Origin of the sequence: Streptomyces sp. P1-3, assembly GCF_050613155.1 — a bacterium.
In the GTDB taxonomy this organism is placed as follows: Bacteria; Actinomycetota; Actinomycetes; order Streptomycetales; family Streptomycetaceae; genus Streptomyces.
Genome location: NZ_CP192512.1, coordinates 5,790,719 through 5,810,086 on the forward strand (window position 1 = coordinate 5,790,719; position 19,368 = coordinate 5,810,086).

General features: G+C 68.4%; 21 protein-coding genes and 1 pseudogene. 11 read left to right on the forward strand and 11 right to left on the reverse strand.

Translation table 11 applies throughout. The features are described 5' to 3' along the window. Window positions 1-82: 82 nt before the first annotated feature. From ACQUSR_RS24645 to ACQUSR_RS24655, 3 genes are all read left to right on the forward strand, one after another. Window positions 83-514 (forward strand): SPW repeat protein, encoded by a 432-nt coding sequence (locus ACQUSR_RS24645; RefSeq protein WP_431044793.1) that lies wholly within the window; start codon window positions 83-85, stop codon window positions 512-514. Between the two features lie 178 nt (window positions 515-692). Next, window positions 693-1,595 (forward strand): NAD(P)-dependent oxidoreductase, encoded by a 903-nt coding sequence (locus tag ACQUSR_RS24650; RefSeq protein WP_431044794.1) that lies wholly within the window; start codon window positions 693-695, stop codon window positions 1,593-1,595. A gap of 245 nt (window positions 1,596-1,840) precedes the next feature. Next, on the forward strand, window positions 1,841-2,935 hold the full coding sequence (locus ACQUSR_RS24655; protein ID WP_431044795.1) for a magnesium and cobalt transport protein CorA: 1,095 nt from the start codon (window positions 1,841-1,843) through the stop codon (window positions 2,933-2,935). A 28-nt stretch (window positions 2,936-2,963) separates the two neighbouring features. Here ACQUSR_RS24655 and ACQUSR_RS24660 read toward each other — a convergent pair whose 3' ends face one another. Continuing rightward, entirely contained in the window at window positions 2,964-3,647 is a 684-nt protein-coding gene (locus tag ACQUSR_RS24660; RefSeq protein WP_431044796.1) for a SixA phosphatase family protein, read from the reverse strand. Between the two features lie 87 nt (window positions 3,648-3,734). After that, on the reverse strand, window positions 3,735-4,286 hold the full coding sequence (locus ACQUSR_RS24665; protein WP_431044797.1) for a DinB family protein: 552 nt from the start codon (window positions 4,284-4,286) through the stop codon (window positions 3,735-3,737). Between the two features lie 127 nt (window positions 4,287-4,413). Between ACQUSR_RS24665 and ACQUSR_RS24670 the strand changes: the two genes are divergently transcribed. Then, a complete protein-coding gene (locus ACQUSR_RS24670; protein WP_431044798.1) occupies window positions 4,414-5,100 on the forward strand; it encodes a sulfite exporter TauE/SafE family protein in 687 nt (228 codons plus the stop codon). A gap of 47 nt (window positions 5,101-5,147) precedes the next feature. On the opposite strand, the gene ACQUSR_RS24675 is transcribed toward ACQUSR_RS24670, so the two are convergent. Together ACQUSR_RS24675 and ACQUSR_RS24680 are read right to left on the reverse strand one after the other, a co-directional pair. Continuing rightward, window positions 5,148-5,576 carry an excalibur calcium-binding domain-containing protein gene (locus ACQUSR_RS24675; protein ID WP_431044799.1) on the reverse strand — a complete coding sequence of 143 codons (429 nt, stop codon included), beginning with the start codon at window positions 5,574-5,576 and terminating at the stop codon, window positions 5,148-5,150. A gap of 237 nt (window positions 5,577-5,813) precedes the next feature. After that, entirely contained in the window at window positions 5,814-6,998 is a 1,185-nt protein-coding gene (locus ACQUSR_RS24680; RefSeq protein WP_431044800.1) for a helix-turn-helix domain-containing protein, read from the reverse strand. A gap of 236 nt (window positions 6,999-7,234) precedes the next feature. On the opposite strand from ACQUSR_RS24680, the gene ACQUSR_RS24685 reads away from it, so the two are divergent. From ACQUSR_RS24685 to ACQUSR_RS24705, 5 genes and pseudogenes are all read left to right on the forward strand, one after another. Beyond that, complete coding sequence (locus tag ACQUSR_RS24685) at window positions 7,235-7,402, forward strand: hypothetical protein (RefSeq protein WP_431044801.1); 168 nt, start codon at window positions 7,235-7,237, stop codon at window positions 7,400-7,402. Beyond that, window positions 7,399-7,632 (forward strand): hypothetical protein, encoded by a 234-nt coding sequence (locus ACQUSR_RS24690; protein ID WP_431044802.1) that lies wholly within the window; start codon window positions 7,399-7,401, stop codon window positions 7,630-7,632. The genes ACQUSR_RS24685 and ACQUSR_RS24690 overlap by 4 nt, the downstream gene beginning before the upstream one ends. Further along, window positions 7,629-7,913 carry a hypothetical protein gene (locus tag ACQUSR_RS24695; protein ID WP_431044803.1) on the forward strand — a complete coding sequence of 95 codons (285 nt, stop codon included), beginning with the start codon at window positions 7,629-7,631 and terminating at the stop codon, window positions 7,911-7,913. The genes ACQUSR_RS24690 and ACQUSR_RS24695 overlap by 4 nt, the downstream gene beginning before the upstream one ends. 217 nt (window positions 7,914-8,130) lie before the next feature. Further along, window positions 8,131-8,874, forward strand: a pseudogene (locus ACQUSR_RS24700) (tetratricopeptide repeat protein); the annotation flags it as partial. A 36-nt stretch (window positions 8,875-8,910) separates the two neighbouring features. Further along, window positions 8,911-9,411, forward strand: coding sequence for an NUDIX domain-containing protein (locus ACQUSR_RS24705; RefSeq protein ID WP_431044804.1), 501 nt, complete (start codon window positions 8,911-8,913; stop codon window positions 9,409-9,411). 60 nt (window positions 9,412-9,471) lie between these two features. Here the strand turns inward: ACQUSR_RS24705 and ACQUSR_RS24710 are convergent, their stop codons facing one another. The 3 genes from ACQUSR_RS24710 to glnA form a co-directional block, all read right to left on the reverse strand. After that, entirely contained in the window at window positions 9,472-10,035 is a 564-nt protein-coding gene (locus tag ACQUSR_RS24710) for a hypothetical protein (protein ID WP_431044805.1), read from the reverse strand. Window positions 10,036-10,040: 5 nt separating this feature from the next. Beyond that, complete coding sequence (locus ACQUSR_RS24715) at window positions 10,041-11,297, reverse strand: HEPN-associated N-terminal domain-containing protein (RefSeq protein WP_431044806.1); 1,257 nt, start codon at window positions 11,295-11,297, stop codon at window positions 10,041-10,043. A 726-nt stretch (window positions 11,298-12,023) separates the two neighbouring features. Then, on the reverse strand, window positions 12,024-13,433 hold the full coding sequence (gene glnA / locus ACQUSR_RS24720) for a type I glutamate--ammonia ligase (protein WP_431044807.1): 1,410 nt from the start codon (window positions 13,431-13,433) through the stop codon (window positions 12,024-12,026). Between the two features lie 440 nt (window positions 13,434-13,873). Between glnA and ACQUSR_RS24725 the strand changes: the two genes are divergently transcribed. Further along, window positions 13,874-14,344 (forward strand): RDD family protein, encoded by a 471-nt coding sequence (locus tag ACQUSR_RS24725; protein ID WP_431044808.1) that lies wholly within the window; start codon window positions 13,874-13,876, stop codon window positions 14,342-14,344. A 201-nt stretch (window positions 14,345-14,545) separates the two neighbouring features. Here ACQUSR_RS24725 and ACQUSR_RS24730 read toward each other — a convergent pair whose 3' ends face one another. The 4 genes from ACQUSR_RS24730 to lipB all read right to left on the reverse strand — a co-directional run bounded on the left by ACQUSR_RS24730 (window position 14,546) and on the right by lipB (window position 17,576). After that, window positions 14,546-15,226, reverse strand: a complete 681-nt coding sequence (locus ACQUSR_RS24730) for a DUF4191 domain-containing protein (protein WP_431044809.1) — start codon at window positions 15,224-15,226, stop codon at window positions 14,546-14,548. A 10-nt stretch (window positions 15,227-15,236) separates the two neighbouring features. Beyond that, complete coding sequence (locus tag ACQUSR_RS24735) at window positions 15,237-15,437, reverse strand: SCO2195 family GlnR-regulated protein (protein ID WP_431044810.1); 201 nt, start codon at window positions 15,435-15,437, stop codon at window positions 15,237-15,239. Window positions 15,438-15,631: 194 nt separating this feature from the next. Next, on the reverse strand, window positions 15,632-16,609 hold the full coding sequence (gene lipA, locus ACQUSR_RS24740) for a lipoyl synthase (protein ID WP_431044811.1): 978 nt from the start codon (window positions 16,607-16,609) through the stop codon (window positions 15,632-15,634). Between the two features lie 151 nt (window positions 16,610-16,760). Beyond that, on the reverse strand, window positions 16,761-17,576 hold the full coding sequence (gene lipB, locus ACQUSR_RS24745) for a lipoyl(octanoyl) transferase LipB (protein WP_431047810.1): 816 nt from the start codon (window positions 17,574-17,576) through the stop codon (window positions 16,761-16,763). Between the two features lie 301 nt (window positions 17,577-17,877). Between lipB and ACQUSR_RS24750 the strand changes: the two genes are divergently transcribed. Next, on the forward strand, window positions 17,878-19,329 hold the full coding sequence (locus ACQUSR_RS24750) for a regulator (RefSeq protein ID WP_431044812.1): 1,452 nt from the start codon (window positions 17,878-17,880) through the stop codon (window positions 19,327-19,329). Window positions 19,330-19,368: the final 39 nt, after the last annotated feature.

Sequence of the window (19,368 nt, forward strand, 5' to 3'; positions counted from 1 at the left end):
CTTCCATGATCGAAGGAGGCGAGTCGCAATGGCCGACGTCTCGCATCGCAGTGATATTACGGGCCATCCCGATGTTTCCGAGATGCGGGAACGGTACGCCCGGATGACCGGTGGCAGGGATGTCGTCTTCCTGGACGGTCCGGTGCTGCTCGCCGGTGTGTATCTCGCGGCCTCCCCGTATGTGGTGGGATTCGCGGGCAACTCGGACATGAGATGGCACAACCTGATCATCGGCCTCTCCGTCGCCGTGCTGGGTCTGGGGCTGACGCTGGCGCCGCAGCGCATGTACGGCCTGAGCTGGACCCTGATCCCGACCGGCCTGTGGCTGGTCATCTCCTCCTGGGCCATCCTGGGCTCCCCCACCGTCGGGATCATCTGGAGCAACGTCGTCGTCGGTGCGGTCACCTGCGTGCTGGGTGTGGCCGCGGCCGCCCTGACGCTGAGAAGCACTCGCGGTACCGGTACCAGGGCCGCGGCGCCATGGACGGAGACACCACGCACCACCGCGACCTGAACCATCGGTAGGCCGCCGACCGCGCCTCCCTGCCGAGGGAGGCGCGTACGGCGGCCTACGCACACGAGTCGGCGTCCTGCGCACGGAGTCCTACGCACATAAAAGTGCGTACTTGTCCCCGCTCCCGTACCCGCCAAGACTCTCTGATCAAGGAAACGGCAGATCAAGGGAGTCGAAGATGAGTACCACCTCCGCGGCGTCTCGGGACGCGGACAGCGCGCCCTCCGTAGCGGTCCTCGGACTGGGCGCCATGGGAACGGCCCTGGCGGACGCCCTGCTCGCGCGAGGGCACAGGGTGACCGTCTGGAACCGTACGCCCGCCAAGGCCGCCGGGCTGGTGGAACACGGCGCACGCCACGCGGAGTCGGTCGCCGCGGCGGTGGCCGCCGCCGACCTGGTCATCGTGTGCGTCCTCGACTACGCGGGGGTCACCGACCTGCTGGAGCGGCAGGCCGGAGACGCGCTCAAGGGGCGCGTCGTCGTGAACCTCACCAACGGCGCGCCCGAGGACGGCCGCGCCATGGCCGAGCGGGTCGCGGCGCTGGGCGCCGACTACCTCGACGGCGGCATCATGGCCGTTCCCGTCATGATCGGCGGGCCTGACGCCGTCCTGCTGTACAGCGGCTCCAGCGCGGCGTTCACGGCGCACCAGCCGGTGCTGGAGGTCTTCGGGCGCAGCGTCTTCGTCGGTGAGGACCCCGGTCTCGCGCCGCTTAACGACCTCTCGCTGCTGGCCGGGATGTACGGGATGATCGGCGGCTTCCTGCACGCGGCGGCGCTGATGCGCTCGGCGGGCCGGCCCGTGGAGGAGTTCACGTCGACGCTGCTGGTGCCGTGGCTGCACGCCATGAGCGCGTCGCTGCCGCAGATGGCCGCCCAGATCGACTCCGGCGACTACTCCGCGACCGGGTCCAACCTCGCCATGCAGGTCGCGAACGACAGCATCGGCGACGTGAGCCGTGCCCAGGGCGTCAGCGCCGAGCTGTTCGCTCCGCTGCACGCGCTGATGAAGCGGCGGGTGGCGGACGGCCACGGGGCCGAGGACATGGCCGGTGTCGTGGAGTTGCTGCACGCGCGCTGAGCGTGACCGGTTCGACCGGGGCGACCCGTGGGCGGGCACCGGTTCGACCTGGGGTGACCTGTGGGCGGGCACCGGTTCGAGCCGGGGCGGGCCGGGGCGGGCCGGGTCTCCCGGGGCGGAGCCCGAGCCGCCCCGGGAGCCCTGCCCGTATCGGCACACGGCGGTGCCATTCGCCACACGGTGGTGCCATCCCGCGGTGTCGCGTCGTGCTGGCAAAATGGCGGGCCCCTGCGAAGGAGCCCTGTATGTCGATGGTCGGCACCCTCCGGAAAGTCGCGCGGCTGGCGGCTCCGCGCCGCCGCGTGGATCTGAGCCATCCCGCCCGCTCCCCGCTGGGCAGCGCGGTGGTGAACTGCGTGACGTACCGGGACGGCGCCCGGCAGCCCGGATGCGACTCGGTGGTGGAGGCGGTCGAGTACGTACGCAAGACCGGCGACGGATTCGTCTGGCTCGGGCTGCACGAGCCCACCGAGCGGGAGTTCGCCGGGATCAGCGAGTTCTTCGGGCTCCACCCCCTGGCCGTGGAGGAGGCGGTCCACGCCCACCAGCGGCCGAAGGTGGAACGGTACGGCGACACGCTGTTCGCCGTGTTCAAGACCGTGTGCTACGTCGAGCACGAGGAACTGACCGCGACCAGCGAGGTGGTGGACACCGGCGAGATCATGGTGTTCACCGGCCGTGACTTCGTCATCACCGTACGACACGGTCGGCACGGTTCCCTGGGCCCGCTGCGCGAGGACCTGGAGTCCGCACCCGAACAACTGGCCAAAGGCCCGTCCGCGGTGCTGCACGCGATCGCCGACCATGTCGTCGACGGCTATTTGACGGTCACCGACGCGGTACGGGCCGACCTCGACCAGGTCGAGACGGACGTGTTCGCCGCGGACGGCGGGCGGGGCGCCGACCCCGCCCGTACCTACCAGCTCAAGCGCGAACTGCTGGAGCTGAAGCGGGCCGTGGCCCCGTTGCACCAGCCGTTGCAGATGCTCGCCACCCGGCCGATACCGGTGGTGGCACCGGCGATCAGGACGTACTTCCGGGACGTCTCCGACCACCTGACCCAGGCCACCGAGCAGATCGCCGCCTTCGACGAACTGCTGAACTCGATACTCCAGGCCCAGCTGGCGCAGGTGAGCATCGCCCAGAACGAGGACATGCGCAAGATCACCGCGTGGGCGGCGATCCTGGCCGTACCCACCATGGTCTTTGGCGTGTACGGGATGAACTTCGACCACATGCCCGAACTCCGCTGGACCTACGGCTACCCGCTCGTCCTCGGCCTCACCGCGCTGGCCTGCGTCGTCCTCCACCGCTGCTTCCGGCGGAACGGGTGGCTGTGACCTGCTGGACGGCGCGGTAGCGCGGCGGTCAGCGCTTCGCGCCCCGCGGTACGGCGAACCGCACCAGCCGCGCGCGACCCGGCGCGAGCTGCGACCACGTGCCGTGCCACGCCAGCACCGCGATGGCGGACGTGGGGAACTTCGCCTCAGCCCGTTCCAGGGCATCGCCGACCGCATCGCCGGCGAGCCGCAGCGTCAGCTCCTGCATGCCCGGGTTGTGGCCGATCAGCAGCAGCGTCCCGAGGGCGGCCGGGGTCTCGCGTACGACGTCGATCAGGGCCGGGGCGGTAGCGGCGTAGAGCCGCGGTTCGTAGCTGACCGGCGGGGCGGCGGCGCCGAATTCTTCGGCGGCGGGCTCCGGGCTGCCGGGCGGGGCGGCAGCGCCGAATTCTTCGGCGGCGGGTTCCGGGCTGCCGGGCGGGACGGCCGGGCCAAGTCCGCCGACGACGTGCTCCGGGCTGCCAGGCGGCACGGCCGGACCGAGTTCCCTGGCGGCGAGTTCCCAGGTCTCGCGGGTGCGGCGGGCCGGGGAGCAGATGGCGAGATCCGGCACACGGCCGACGTCGCGCAGCCACCGGCCGGCGGCTGGGGCGTCCCGGCGGCCGCGCGGCGCGAGCGGCCGCTCCTGGTCGTCCACGCCGTCGGGCCACGCGGACTTGGCGTGCCGCAGGAGGACCAGCCACCGTACGTCCGCTTCGTCCACCTCTTGCACAGCTCCCAGTCTTCCGCCCGGACCACGGCCCTACAACCGGGCCGCCCGGACCACGGCCTTACAACCGGGCCGACCGAACCACCCCCGTCACACCCCTATCGCCCCGTCGATCCGCTCACGGAGCAGGTCGGCGTGCCCGTTGTGCCGGGCGTACTCCTCGACCATGTGGATGAGCACCCAGCGCAACGACACGGGTCCGCGCCACGAGTCCTCGCGCACGAGGTCGAGGTCGGGGGCGTCGGCGACGAAGGCATCGGCGAACGCCACCTCGGTACGCCACGCGTCCCAGGCCGCGGCGACGACCGCGGGATCGGCCACCGCACCGTCGAAGTCCTCGTCGGGGTTGGCCTCGGAGGAGAAGAGGGGCGGCGCGTCCTGTCCGGCCATGAGCCGCCGGAACCAGCGGCGCTCCACATCGGCGAGGTGCCGGACCAGTCCGAGGAGTGAGAGCGTGGAGGGCGCCACGGCCCGCCGGGACAACTCGGCCTCCAGGCCCGAGCACTTCAGCTCCAGCGTCACGCGCTGAGACCGCAGGAAGCCGACGAGCATGCTTCGCTCGTCGCCGGTGGCAGGAGCGCTGAGCCGGTCATCACGCCCGGTGCTGATGAACATCTCCGCTCGTCTGCGTGGGCTTGTCATACCGCCATCATTGATGATCTCCGCTCGCCGTGTGGAGGATTTCCGGGATCACGCATGAGCGGAAACCCACAAGGAGCCGCCTCTGGCGGGAGGTTGGGCGGCCGAGCTGCTGCTGGGCGGCATCATCATGATGGGTGCGTCCGTGCAGTGGCTGACGGGGATGGGGTTCGCGCTCATCGCGGTACCCGCTCTCGTCCTGGCGCTCGGCCCCGCCGAGGGTGTCGTCCCCGCCAACTGCGGGGCCGGAGCCATCAGCATGGTGGGGCTCGCGGGCGGCTGGCGGCGGGTGCGCCCCAGGGCGATGGTTCCGCTGGTCGTCGCGTCCGCGTGCACCGTCCCCGCCGGCACGTGGGTGGCCGCCCGGCTGCCGGAACCCGCGCTGCTGGCCGGAATGGGCGCACTGGTAACCGCAGCCGTGCTGCTGGTGATGCGAGGCGCCCAGGTGCCCGCCCTGCGCGGGACCAAAGGAGCCCTGACCGCGGGCGCCGTGGGCGGCTTCATGAACTCCTCGGCCGGGGTGGGCGGGCCACCGGTCTCCCTCTACGCGGTGAACGCCGGCTGGACGGTCCGGGAGTTCGTGCCCAATGCCCAGTTCTACGGGGTCATGGTCAACGTCTTCTCCGTCGCCACCCACGGCGTTCCGCGACTCGGCGGCTCCGTCTGGGGGCTGGCCATAGCCGGAATGGCGGTGGGCGCCGCCATGGGAAAGGCACTCGCGGAGCGCATCCCGGAGAAGACGGCCCGACTGCTCCTCCTCTTGCTCGCCCTGGTCGGCGGCTTCTCCACGATGGCCAAGGGCTTGTGGGGCCTGTGACGTCGCCGTGCTCGGAAGTAATGCAGGTCTGGCCCTCTGATCTGTCATCACTCGCAGCCGACGCCGTCATTGTCCGCATCCAGGTGTGGTCCGTAACCCGGGTCGCCGCTCCGCACGGGTGCTGCGCCAGCCGCACGGGCTGCATCGCAGTTCTCGTAGAAGAAGGTTGCCCCACCCCCTGGGGCGGTCTGCGTCACTGTCTCGGTCACGGTGGCCGCGGGCGCTGCCGACGCAGTTCGTGTCACTGTCACGGTTGCTGTGGGCGCTGTTGTGCGGGTCACTGTTGCCGTGGCGGTGGCTGTAGGTGCCGGTTCGCCCCCATCGGGTTCCTCGTCCTGCCCCGCGAGTCCGATGCCTACGCCGATGAACAGGATTGCGAGGCCACCCAATATGGCCAGCGCAATCTTGACGGCGCGTGGTCTGTGCCGCCGTGACTCTGGCTCGGGCCGCGGCTGCTGCGGTGGCCAGTCCGGCATGGTGGCCTCCCGGCGTTTGCGGGTTGTACGTCTTTCCAGCGTGGGGCGGGATGACTGAGACCGCCATTCGGGGGCGCAGCACCGGGGAGGGCGCAGGTTAGCCGTAACGTGCGAGTGCCCCGCGGGCGCTGTGCTGCGGGGCCTGTCTCACTTCGGCGGGGCGGACCCGCCCCGCCCTCACGCCTACTGGCGGCGCGGTACCGGAGCCCATATCTGTGTTTTAGGGGCCGGCGCGATTCAGAACATGATCCCGGCCCGCTTGGCAATCTTCGTCAGGCGCGGGTCGCTCCTCTTGTGGAGTGACACCAGCACTCGCATAATCTCCAAACTGGTCGGGTGCACGGCGGCCATTTCTGGTGCGACGTCCCATGCCTTCTCCAGGGATTCCAGGGCGCCGTCTCGGTCCCCGAGTGCAAGCTGTGAGCGTCCCAGGTTCATATAGAGTGGTGCAACTCGGGTTGCGGGAAGAGCGAGGCCACCGCGAATGAGGTCATCGCCCGTTTCAAGGGCGATTCGGTGTTGCTCCATGTCGGATGACGTCGAAATGACGTGTGTTGCGGTGTTTTGCGGCCCGAAGTGGATACCGTGTTCCGCGATGTCTTCCGAGAAGCCCTCCGCTACGCGCCATGCCGCCTGAATGTGCCTGCCAGTGGTTTGCTTGTCCATAAGGCGCCCAGCGAGTGTCAAGCCGCGCAGATGCAGGATTCCAAGGCCGAAAGCGCGCTCTCGTCCCGTCAGTGTTGATTCTGCTTGCACAATAGCGCGGTCGATTACCGCGAGCCCCCCAGAGAAATCTCCGGAGTTGAGGAATGTTCCGGCGTCATCACGCGCCGCCACGATAGCCGCGATCGGATCGGCTCTCTCGGCAGCCATGTGCTGTTTCATCGTGGCTAGTTCAGCGAGATGCATCCAGCGATACCGAGCGGCAAGCCAATAGACCACACCATAGATGTCTGCTACGAGTGTCCACGCGCGCGGAGATCCCGATGCATGGGCGTGATTGGTTGCCCGCGATAGCAACGACGGAAGCTTCGCCAGCACCTTCGTAAGTTCAGTATTCCATCGAAGGTTGTTCAGCTCATCGACTTCCCGCTGTAACCGTTCGGGCTCGGCTGGTGGTTCTCCTGGGATATCGAAACGGCGAATTGCGTGATTAAGGTCCGAAAGATTGGCCTCAGGTGCTCGGCCTAGCAACTCGTCGAGCGTGAGGCCCATGGCGCGGGCGAGTGATGCGGCCACGCCCTGAGTCAGAGCACGATCACCAATTTCGATCTTGCTCAACAGTGAGACAGACACGCCCGCTCTCCGGGCGAGCGCCACCTGACTCAGCTCGTGTTCCTTCCGTACCTTCGCGACGTTCGTACCAGGACCGGGAACCGTGCCGTTCATGCCCTCCAGGCTGCCATGAGCGATGTGCGTCACGCACGGCATGTGTGCAAGAAGTGTGCAAGTGGGCGCGTCCATTACGCCGTTGACTGGACACGAGAGACCCCGGCGACCGTCCTACCGGCCCCGGGGCGTGGCCAACGCTGACAAGGAGCGTCGACATGCAACACCTATCACATGCCCTCGAATGGGTGAGAGTGGTTCTGTTAGGGCCGCGTACGCCCGGCAGGCACAGGCGCGGCTGCGCAGCGGCTCCCGCTCGCCGGGCACCGATGTGCCACCGGGAGGCGGTCGAGCTGTCCGCGGTGGACGGCGACGCGCTCGCCCTAGTGCGCCCCTACCGCGTGGCGCATGAGGAACGGCAGCAACGGCGGAGGCCCCGCCGCGCGCTCGTGATGGCGACCACGGGAGTCGACTTCCTGCCGGAGGTGCCCCGGTGAACGCCCAAGAAGGCTCGCAGGCGCCGGAGGTCGGGGCGTTGGCTCTGGACGTCCAGCGCAACCTCGTAGGCGTCGTCATGGCCCGTACACACGGGTGGGTGTGGCTCCGCCCGCGCGGCGGCGGAAAGGAATGGACCGTACCCGTCGGCGACGTCCAGCCGTACACCGAGGCCAACGCGCTGCGCGCCAAGGTGGCCGACGCAAACCGACGGAGCAGGTGGGCGCTGTGACGCGTTCGATCATGAGGGCTGCCGACTGGGCTCTGGGCCCGGAAACTGGCGAGGGCGCCCCGGAGGCGATCTTCTCCGCCGTCTGTGTGTCCTGCGGTGAAGCGTCGGACGCATCCGACAACTCCCGTGTCCCTGTGGAGGTGTGGGCGCTCAAGCACACGGGCCGCAACCCTGGTCACCGGCAGTTCAAGGCCACGGCCGAGACGTTCTGGCGCGTGACCCCGGCGCCCGGCAACCCATACAGGGAGATCGACGCCCAAGGCGCGCAGGCGCCCGCGTAGACGCCCGCTCCGGCTGTGCTCTGCGCCTGCGGGTGCCCGCAAGGCCATCGACGCCGTGTTCGGAACGGTTGCAGGGGACGACGGCGCGGCGCCGGTCGCGGCCTGAACGCCGCCCACAGAAAAGGCCGTCGGCCGCGCCTTCCAAGAACGGAAGAACACGGCCGACGGCCCACAGGCGGACCAGGGGAGCGGAAACCCGCCCTGACCTGCGGCGATCGCCTTCGGAGCCGTTGCCGAACTCGCTTACCTCGCCGGATGGAAGCACCACGACCTCGGCCAAGAAGGCGCCGCCCAGCGTTACTACCAGGTCGGCTACCAACTCGCTTGCGAAGCCGACCCGCGCGGTCGCGCCGCCTGGATGATGCGCGCCCTCGCCCACCAAGCCCTCAGCCTCAAACAGCCCCACTACTGCGCCGACCTCGTCGAAAGGGCCCTCACCCGCGGTCTGGGCCACGTCGATGGCCCGACCGAGGCACTGCTGCACATCACTCACGCCCGCGTATACGCTGCCGTGGGTGAGAGGCCCGCGGCGGCCCGTGCCCTGCTCGCCGCTGAGGATGCCCTCCTGCCTGAGGGCGGCCCCCAGCCCAGCTACTCCCGAGTCAGTGGCCCCGCGGCCGGCACCGTCGCCAGCCACACCGCCCGCACCCTGACCGACCTCGCCGACCACGTCGGCACCGAACAACAACATCGCGACGCCCTGGTGCGCTGGGACCCCGAGAAATACAAGCGCGTTCACGCCCTCACCTACGCCGACCTCGGTGACAGCCTTGCTGCCCAGGCCCGAGCCGACGAGGCCGTAGCCGCCTGGTCACAGGCCCTGACCCTCATGGAGGGCATGACCTCCGACCGCACCCGCAAGGCCATCACCTCGCTCCGCTCCACCCTCGCTGTCTACCAGCGTCGCAAAGTGCCCGGAGCCGCCGAACTCGCCCGCCGCGCACGCGAAGCACTGGCCTAAGCTGCCCACCAACCGGCCGATGAAGGGACACAAGCCGTGGCTCAGCGGACAACCGACGACCAGCCCAAAGCCCTGCCGCCCGCCCTCGAATCCATGACCCTCCTGGTCGCCGCCGTCATCGTCCACGACCAGGCCACCAACCGCGTCGTCCTCCTCCAGCACAGTCAGGACGCCAAGTTCGCCCAGGGCATGTGGGACCTCCCCGTCGGCAAGAGCGAAGCCGGCGAGCCCATCACAGAGACGGCAGTGCGGGAGTTGTACGAGGAGACCGGTCTGGCCGTGAAGCCGGAAGCCCTGAAGGTCGCCCATATCATCCACGGCGCCTGGGGCGTGGAGGCCCTCAACGGCTTCCTCACTGTCGTCTTCACCGCCCACGAATGGACCGGCGAACCCGAAAACCGCGAACCACGCAAACACTCCCAGGTCTGCTGGGTCGATGCCGACGCCATCCCCGCGGAGTTCGTGGACACCACCGCCAGTGCCCTCCACCGCTACCTCGCGGGCGGTCCGGAAGTCTCCCTCGACGGCTGGCAGTAGGAACGCCGGTACCCTCATGGGCTGCGGGTGTTGAAGTTCCTCCTCCACTTTTATGCGATTCTACGGAGCGATTCCCAGATCGCGTCGCATAACGGCTCTCATTTCACCCAGCAAGTCCCACGATCTCACGCGTCGAGCTTCAGCTGCTTCAATCGTTTCATCTGCGTTTGCAGTGCCAAGGTCAATGCCCTTCAAGGTTCCGTAGAACTTCCCGAGGTTCCCGTTGACAGCGCCAGCCGCTTCAAGCACAGAGTCAGGCACCACCATCTGGGCTTCAGCATGACGAGATCTGTGCTCTCGTCGCATTTCGTCTACATCGGTACGTATCTCATCGGTCACGGCACCAGCGCGAATGGCAACAAGGTAGTTAGTTAGTGCTGTCTGATATAAACGGGCGGCGATGTTGAGCGCGACATAGCAGGAACGCCGGGCCTCTATTGCTGCTTGCTCGGCTTGGTAGGCACGGTCTTCTCTGCGCTGCTCGTCGATCCTTTCAAGTTCTCGTATCTTGCTGCTGTTGGCGCTGCGTTGGGTGAGGAGCGCCGAAGTGAGCGTGCCCGCGATGCCAACCAAGGCAATGACCAGAGCACTTGTTGACGGACTCAAAATTCCCCCGGAAGTCACCCCGACTATGCGAACGGATTGTCGTTAGCCGGCGACATCGGCTCGTAGTCTCGCTTAATCTTGAAAGTGCTCAGTGATGCAGCATCCATCTTCAGGTGGAGCTTGTCCTGTGCGAAGCGCTCGATCTCGTCGTCCCGGTCGATGCATCGCTTGTTGGGGACGTCGAGCACGATGCAGGTCTCGCCTGTCACGGCAGACGTGTACATCAAGCCGCTTACGTCACCTTCCTCGCGCTCGTGCACTTTGAGGAGGTACTCCACCAAGATCTGAGTGGGCACGTAGTCGATTTGTTCGTAGCTCTCCCGGATCGGCTTAGTCAGATCCTTGATAAAGTCCCTGAGGAACAAGATTCGGTGTCGCTCAGTAAACCGTTCGATATCGAACTCTGAGGGTACCGGGGGGATCTTACTTCCAGTCAGGTCGACGACGGTGAAAGGTTGTGTTGTCTGGAACGCAGCAACACTGACGTGCGTGTCAGAGGTTCGGACGAGGCTTTCCCTGACTGCAGTGTCTGCGTCTTCGGCACCATAGAACATGGGGATGCCAGCCGGGCTCATTCTGTTCGCTTGCTTCGCATGCTCACGTCCGGCCGTTCCGAGGTCCTTTGCTCCCCAGGCAGCTCCAGCACCCGTACGTGTACGGGCTCGCCAGAAGGTCTTGCCTACTTCAATGGTGCGGTACAGCTCGTGCTTATCTATGTACTCACTGAGGGCTTGCAGTACCTTGGCTGGGTGGACACCGTCGGCGTCGTAATCCTGGCCTTGCCAGTCCTTGCGAAGCCAGAAGACATAGCGAGATTCATACATGACGGCTTCGCGGAACCGATCCCAGCCAGCACTAAGCGCTTCGCTTGGCGTATAATACCAGAAATCATTATCAGTCCATATTCTTTCGATAATAGACTCGCGCACGGCCTCTAGGAATTCTGGTTCAACGAAGATGTCCCCGTATTCCTCAGTGACCAGCTCCGCCGTGCTGAAGGTGTTGCCTAGGTACTCGCCCGTTTCCGAGTCGTAGCGGTGCTCGTTATCGGCATCCTCGTAACGGCGTGTGACTCCATTCATAAATGCTTCGATGAAGACGTCTAGCTCGGCAGCCGGGCTTTCATCACAGAAGCTGCATGCCCTCTCGGGCGAGGATGCCTCTTTAACCTTGCTTGCCAGGAAGGGCTCAGCAACACACTGCTCACACACCCACTGGTCTCTGCTGGCGTACCAACCGCGGTCTTGAGCTTCCATCCAGTGCCGCTTGGCAAGTCCCATGTGGTCCCGTCGATTTGCAGGTTTGCGTGCTACTTCGCAGTGATCGCTTCAGGTTCAGGGGCGGAGAGCCCCCCCGCACCAGTTCGGCAGCGTCAAGTTGCAGGCGTCGGCAGTCTTGAGGGTAACGCCCTACCAGGACACCTCAACAAGATCCCGTTACGAGCTCTGAGGTCACTTCTATGGACGGAGTTTCTCCGTGGCCGTGTCCGGGGATCCCCGGGGCGGAGACCTCCGCGGTGACCTACCGCTACCCCACGCGGAACGATCACTTGATTCACGAGAAGTGATCTTCAAGGCACTGAGTCGTGCCCTATCAGACCCACTCGTGAACCGACTCGATTGCCCCCTGTGCCCGGTCCGCACACAGTCCGCAAGACACTCGCTAATGACCGTCGCACCCCATCGCCACCAATCGCCAAAAGGCCAGGTCAGCGCCCCACAGGAAAGATCCCCGCAGGTCACCGACCTGGCCCATTGCTAGGAGACGAAGAAGCCTCCTGCCGCACACAGAGCCTGTATGAGCCAGCGAGGGCCGCTACCCCGACTATGGGGTAGCGGCCCTCGCAGGTAGCTATCTGACATCAGGTCAGGGAAATGGCTGGGCGGTGCACACGCGGTGCACAAGGGGGTGGAAAACAAGGGGGATCAGCGAGAACTACTGAGAAGAGTTTTCGCAGGTCACGGCCTGTTTCCAGGGCTCCCGTCCAGGTCACCCGACCCCGCTCTTTAGATGTCGAAGTACAGCTCGAACTCGTGCGGGTGCGGACGGAGCTGGATCGGGGCGATCTCGTTCGTGCGCTTGTAGTCGATCCAGGTCTCGATGAGGTCCGCGGTGAAGACGCCGCCGGCCTGCAGGTACTCGTTGTCCTCTTCCAGGGCGTCCAGGACGGCCGGGAGGGAGGTCGGGACCTGGGGGACGCCCGCGTGCTCTTCGGGGGCGAGCTCGTAGAGGTCCTTGTCGATCGGCTCGGCCGGCTCGATCTTGTTCTTGATGCCGTCCAGGCCCGCGAGGAGGAGGGCCGAGAAGGCCAGGTACGGGTTGGAGGACGGGTCCGGGGCGCGGAACTCGACGCGCTTGGCCTTCGGGTTCGAGCCGGTGATCGGGATGCGCATCGCGGCGGAGCGGTTGCGCTGCGAGTACACCAGGTTGACCGGGGCCTCGAAGCCGGGGACCAGGCGGTGGTAGGAGTTCACCGTCGGGTTGGTGAAGGCCAGCAGCGACGGGGCGTGCTTGAGGATGCCGCCGATGTAGTAGCGGGCGGTGTCCGACAGGCCCGCGTAGCCCTGCTCGTCGTAGAAGAGCGGGTCGCCGCCGGTCCAGAGGGACTGGTGGACGTGCATGCCCGAGCCGTTGTCGCCGAAGATCGGCTTCGGCATGAAGGTCGCGGTCTTGCCGTTGCGCCAGGCGACGTTCTTCACGATGTACTTGAAGAGCATCAGGTCGTCGGCCGCGGCGAGCAGCGTGTTGAACTTGTAGTTGATCTCCGCCTGGCCGGCGGTGCCCACCTCGTGGTGCTGGCGCTCGACCTGCAGGCCGGCCTTGTTCAGCTCCAGGGAGATCTCGGCGCGCAGGTCGGCGAAGTGGTCGACCGGCGGGGCCGGGAAGTAACCGCCCTTGTAGCGGACCTTGTAGCCGCGGTTGTCCTCCCGCGCACCGGTGTTCCAGGCGCCGGCCTCGGAGTCGATGTGGTAGAAGCCCTCGTTGGCGCTGGTCTGGAAGCGCACGCTGTCGAAGACGTAGAACTCCGCCTCCGGACCGAAGTACGCGGTGTCCGCGATACCGGTGGACGCGAGGTACGCCTCGGCCTTCTTCGCGATGTTCCGCGGGTCACGGCTGTACTGCTCGCCCGTGATCGGGTCGTGGATGAAGAAGTTGATGTTGAGGTGCTTCTCCTGGCGGAACGGGTCCAGACGGGCCGTCGAGAGGTCCGCGCGGAGCGCCATGTCGGACTCGTGGATCGCCTGGAAGCCGCGGATGGACGAGCCGTCGAACGCCAGCTCCTCGTCCGGGTCGAACGACTCCACCGGGACCGTGAAGTGCTGCATGACACCGGGAAGGTCGCAGAACCGGACGTCGATGAACTTGACGTCGTTGTCCTTGATGAACTTCCGAGCGTCGTCGGCGTTCTGGAACATCCAACTCCTCCTAGGCCCGGCCGCGGGGGGTCGGGGGTTGCTTCGATGGCGCAGTCCATGTGCGGTGGCGCGCTGGGGCCGACACTAGGGAGCCGGGATTTCCCGAGCATGACCCATTTGTTTCGCTGAGGTTAACCGGCACGCGGGGGCGGGGACGGCTTTGTGTGAGCCTTTCGGGGAGTCGCGCCGCGCCCGTGCCTTCGGGGTCGTCCTCGCTGGTCGGGTGGGGTGCGGGGGGGCGTCTGTTCCCAGTGTCGCACCGGTCGGGTCCTTCGGGGGTGGCGCCGCGAGGCAGTCCCGGGGCGGGTCGCCGGGCCGTTTCCGTGGTGGGGCCGCCGGGTCGTTTCGTGGTGCGGCCGCGGGGTCGTTTCGGGGTGGGCCGCGGGCGGTTCCGCCGCCCCGCCCGGTGGGAAACGTATGCGGTCGCATACCGTGGTGGGGTGGACAAGAGGCAAGCAATCGGATCGTGGCTCTCCGGGCCGCGCGCGGCCGCCGAGGACATGGGCGTCGACTTCGGCTACCGGGGCGAGCGGCTCGGGCTGCCCCAGGAGGGACCGGGATCGATCGCCCCGCCCGGACGGCGCATCGCGGCCATCCTCGTCGACTGGGGCCTGTGCATGCTCGTCTCGTACGGCCTCATCGCCCGGGGCGACAACGCGCAGGTCGTCGCCAACTGGGCCGTCGGCGTCTTCTTCGTACTCAGCGTCCTGACCGTCGGTACGGTCGGCTCGACGCCCGGCAAGCTGCTGCTGCGGCTGCGCGTGATCGGCGACCAGGGAGACCGGCTGTCGCCGGTCCGCGCGCTGTTCCGCGGTGTGCTGCTCCTGCTGATCATCCCGGCGGTCGTCTGGGACCGTGACACGCGCGGTCTGCACGACCGGCTCTCCGGTGCGGTCCAGGTTCGGATCTGACCGCGCCGGGACCCGCACTGAGACCCCTAGGGTCGCACTAAGACCCTAGGGTCGCACTGAGACCCAGTGTCGCGCTGAGACCAGGGCGCTGAGACAGAAGCGGGATACAGAAGCGGCATACAGAAACGGATACAAAAAGCGGATACAGAAGCGGCCCGGAACCCTCTCGGTTCCGGGCCGCTTATCTCTGCGCGGTGAGCCTCAGCGGCCCTTCGGCATCCGCATGCCCTTCGGCAGCGGGCCCTTCGGAATCGGCATGTTCTTCATCAGGTCGCCCAGCGCCCGCAGCCGGTCGTTGACGACCGTCACCTGCGCGCCCGGGAGCACCCGCGGCAGCTTCAGCAGCGTGGTGCGCAGCTTCTTGATCGGGACCTGGCCCTCTTCGGTGCCCACGATGATGTCGTGCACCGGGACGTCGGTGACGATCCGCGCCATGCGCTTCTTCTCGCTGGCCAGCAGTGCCTTGCAGCGGTTCGGGTTGCCCTCGGCGACCAGCACGATGCCCGCCTTGCCCACTGCGCGGTGCACCACGTCCTGGTTGCGGTTCATCGCGACCGCCGGCGACACCGACCAGCCGCGGCCCACGTTCTCCAGCACGGCCGCCGCGGCGCCGGGCTGGCCCTCCAGCTGTCCGAAGGCCGCTCGCTCAGCCCGGCGCCCGAAGACGATCGCCATCGCGAGGAAGGCCAGGACGAAGCCCAGGATGCCCAGGTAGATCGGGTGATCGATCCACAGGCCGAACGCGAGGAAGGCGCCGAAGACGACGATGCCGACGGCCGCGACCACCAGGCCGACCTTCTTGTCGACCTTCTTGGTCATCTTGTACGTCAGGGCGATCTGCTTCAGTCGCCCCGGGGTCTCGGTTGATTCCTGCCTCGCCATGTAGCGAAGTTTACGTGGCCCGAGGAGTCCCGGCGGACGCGGTCTCCAGGACGTACTGGGCCTCGCGGCGGTCCTTCGCGCGGCGCCGGTCCTCCAGCACCGCGGTCCAGGCGTTCCGGCGCGCGGTGCGCTGCCCGCGGCCGAACAGCAGGCCCTCGATCATCAGCAGTGCTTTGGTGACGGACGGCGGGCGTACAGGCGCGGCCTGCATGGCGGTGTCCCCCTCGGGAGCGGGCGGGGCGGGAGCGCGCTCGGCGCGCGCTCAGGGTGTGCCTCAATCGTTACCCAAAGGTGTTACCAGTGCGTGACCGGCGGGTCAAACGCCGATGAAACGCCAGCGCGGCCCGTACACCGCCTCCCACCTGGGGAGCTGTACGGACCGCGCGACCTCGCCTGTGCTGGTGTTCACACCGCCTGACGGGTGACCTCCGCCGCGTCCGGCCCCGCCGCGCCACCGGCCCGGCGCTGCTCGATTGCCTGCTGGTACAGGCGCCCGGCGCGGTACGAGGAGCGGACCAGCGGGCCCGACATGACGCCCGCGTACCCGATCTCCTCGGCCTCCTCCTTCAGCTCCACGAACTCCTGGGGCTTGACCCAGCGCTCGATGGGGTGGTGGCGGACGGACGGGCGCAGGTACTGCGTGATCGTGATGAGCTCGCAGCCCGCGTCGTACAGGTCCTGGAGCGCCTGGCTGATCTCCTCGCGCTCCTCGCCCATGCCCAGGATGAGGTTGGACTTGGTGACCAGGCCCGCCTCGCGCGCCCGCGTGATGACCTCCAGCGAGCGCTCGTAGCGGAAGCCGGGGCGGATGCGCTTGAAGATCCGCGGCACCGTCTCGACGTTGTGCGCGAGCACCTCGGGGCGGGAGGAGAAGACCTCGGCGAGCTGCTCCGGCACCGCGTTGAAGTCCGGGATCAGCAGCTCGACGCCGGTGTCGGGCATCGCCGCGTGGATCTGCCGGACCGTCTCCGCGTACAGCCAGGCGCCGCCGTCCTCCAGGTCGTCACGGGCGACACCGGTGATCGTGGCGTACTTCAGCTCCATCTGCTGCACGGACTCGGCGACCCGGCGCGGCTCGTCCCGGTCCAGCGCCTGCGGCTTGCCGGTGTCGATCTGGCAGAAGTCGCAGCGCCGGGTGCACTGGTCGCCGCCGATGAGGAACGTCGCCTCGCGGTCCTCCCAGCACTCGTAGATGTTCGGACAGCCCGCCTCCTGGCACACCGTGTGCAGGCCCTCGCGCTTCACCAGGCCGTGCAGCTCGGTGTACTCGGGGCCCATCTTCGCCCGGGTCTTGATCCACTCGGGCTTGCGCTCGATGGGGGTCTGGCTGTTCCGGACCTCCAGGCGCAGCATCTTGCGTCCGTCGGGTGCGACAGCGGCCACGTCCGGCTCCCTATGACTTCGATTCCTCGGCGCACACCAGGGTACGCCCGTGATTCCTACGCTTTTACGCCCAGGGCAACCGGTGCCTTCGCGGGCGCATTCCCGCCGACCCCGGTCCGGCCCGCCTCGGCGCTCCGGCCGGGACGGCGGCTCACACCGCCCGCGGCATGGGGACCGACGCCTCCAGGACCTCCCGCAGATGCCTCTCGATCAGCGGGGCGACCTCGGTCACCGGGACCTTCCGGCCCAGCTCGTTCGCGAGCGACGTCACGCCCGCGTCGCGGATGCCGCACGGCACGATCTTGTCGAACCCGGTGTTGTCCGGGTCGCAGTTGATCGAGAAGCCGTGCATGGACACGCCCTTGGCGATCCGCACGCCGATCGCCGCCAGCTTGCGGTCCTCGCGGCGCTGCCCGGCGTTGGACGGGGCGTACTCCGGGCCGTGCAGCCGCGCGTCGAACTCCTCGTCCGTCAGCCGGGGGTCGAAGTCCAGGTTCAGACCGCCCAGGGCCGGGCGCTGCTCGACCGGATCGCCGAGCACCCACACCCCGCTGCGGCCCTCCACCCGGGTGGTCTCCAGGCCCAGCTCCGCGAAGGTGCGGATCATGGCCTCTTCGAGGCGGCGCACGTGCGCGATGACGTCCACCGGGCGCGGCAGCTTCAGAATCGGATAGCCGACGAGCTGGCCCGGGCCGTGCCAGGTGATCTTCCCGCCGCGGTCGACGTCCACCACCGGGGTGCCGTCAAGGGGGCGCTCGTTGTCAGCGGTGCGCCGCCCGGCCGTATACACCGGGGTGTGCTCCAGCAGCAGGCACGTGTCCGGGACCTCGTCCGCGAAGCGGGCCGCGTGCACCCGGCGCTGCTCCTGCCACGCCTCCTGGTAGTCGACGGCGTCCGCCCCGAAACCCAGGTGGACAAAGCGCAGCTCACTCACGGCAGCTCCTCTTCGAACCTTGTTCGCCGCCATGGCGGTGGCCATGGCGACCTTTCGCGCCACAGCCACTGTACGACCGCCGTACGAAACGGCCGCGGGCGGCCGGAGGGCGGCGGCGGGGCGGGAGCGGGTCGGGGCGGCAAGGCGGCGGCGGGCGGCGGTGGGCGGTTCCGGCGGGAACCACGAGGTCGGGACGGGCCCCGGCGGCCCCGTCGCCCGCCCTTGGCCTGTGCTCACACGATCGGATGAATGCGGGTCAGAGGGGGCCAGGAGGCGCGCTGGGACCGCTAAATTCGCGCCGTTCCACAGAGCGATCAGGGAGACCCGCAGGCTGATGACGGAACGATCCCCACAGCGCAACCCCAACCGTCAGCTCGCCGCGCTCATCGCCGAGGCAGGCTTCTCCAATGCCGGGCTCGCCCGGCGGGTCGACCAGCTCGGCCTTGAGCACGGCCTCGATCTGCGTTACGACAAGACGTCCGTGACCCGGTGGCTGCGCGGGCAGCAGCCGCGGGGGACGACCCCGGCCCTCATCGCCGAGGTCTTCACCCGCAGACTGGGCCGGCGGCTGTCCGCGCAGGACCTCGGGCTGGACGCGTGCGCCCCGGTGTACGCCGGGCTGGAGTTCGCCGCGACGCCCGAGGAGGCGGTGGACATCGTCAGCGGCCTGTGGCGCAAGGACTCCGGCAACCACGTCGAACTGCGCAAGATCGCCTTCACCCCGGCCGGTCTGGTGGTGCCCAGCCGCGACTGGCTGATCGGGCGCCCCGACGACCGGGTGGCGCGCGGCGAGCCGGTGCTGCCCCCGCCGGGCCGGGTGCCCGCGCAGGGGCGGCCGGTCGTGCCGCGGCAGCGCCAGATCACCGCCGACCGCGGCCCCGGCCACAGGGTGTCGATGGGGGACATCGCGGCCCTGCGGTCGGTGGGCGAACTGTTCCGGACCCTGGACCACGCGTACGGCGGCGGGCACGCCCGCCAGGCCCTGGTGCGCTACCTGGAGCACGAGGGCGAGCCCATGCTGCGCGGCACGTACGGGGAGGCGACCGGGCGGCGGCTGTTCGCGGCCGTCGCCGACCTGACCCGGCTGGCCGGCTGGACGTCGTACGACATCGCGGCGCACGGACTGGCCCAGCGGTACTTCGTCCAGGCGCTGCGGCTGGCGCAGGCGGCGGGGGACCGGGCGTACGGGAGCTATGTGCTGGTGACGATGAGCCGGCAGGCGGTCTACCTGGGGCACGGGCGCGAAGCCGTGCAGCTCGCCCGGGTCGCCCAGCAGGGCGTGGGCAGCGGGGCGCCCCCGGTGGTGCAGTCGCTGCTGCACGCGGTCGAGGCGCGCGGCCACGCGGTCCTGGGGGACGTGCGGGCCTGCTCGGCCTCGCTGGCGCGGGCGGAGCGGGCGCTGGAGACGGCGCGGCCGGGCGACGAGGTGCCGCACTGGGCGCGGTTCTTCGACGAGGCGCAGCTGGCGGACGAGTTCGGGCACAGCTACCGGGACCTGCAGCAGTACCGGAGCGCGGCGCAGCACGCGGAGCGGTCACTCCAGCTGCGGGGCGCGGGGTACGCGCGCAGCCGGCTGTTCTGCCGGGTGGTGCTGGCCACGGCGCGGCTGGGGCTCGGTGAGCTGGAGCAGGCGTGCGCGCTGGGGGCGGAGGCGGCGCAGCAGGCCTCCGAGATGCGGTCGGCTCGGGCGGTGGAGTACGTGCGCGACTTCGAGCGGCGGCTGGAACCGTATCGGGACGCGGCGCCGGTCCGGGGGTATCGCGAGCGGGTGGCGGCGCTGGGGTGAGGGCCGGCCGGGTGCCGGTGCCGGTACCGGTCGGCGAGT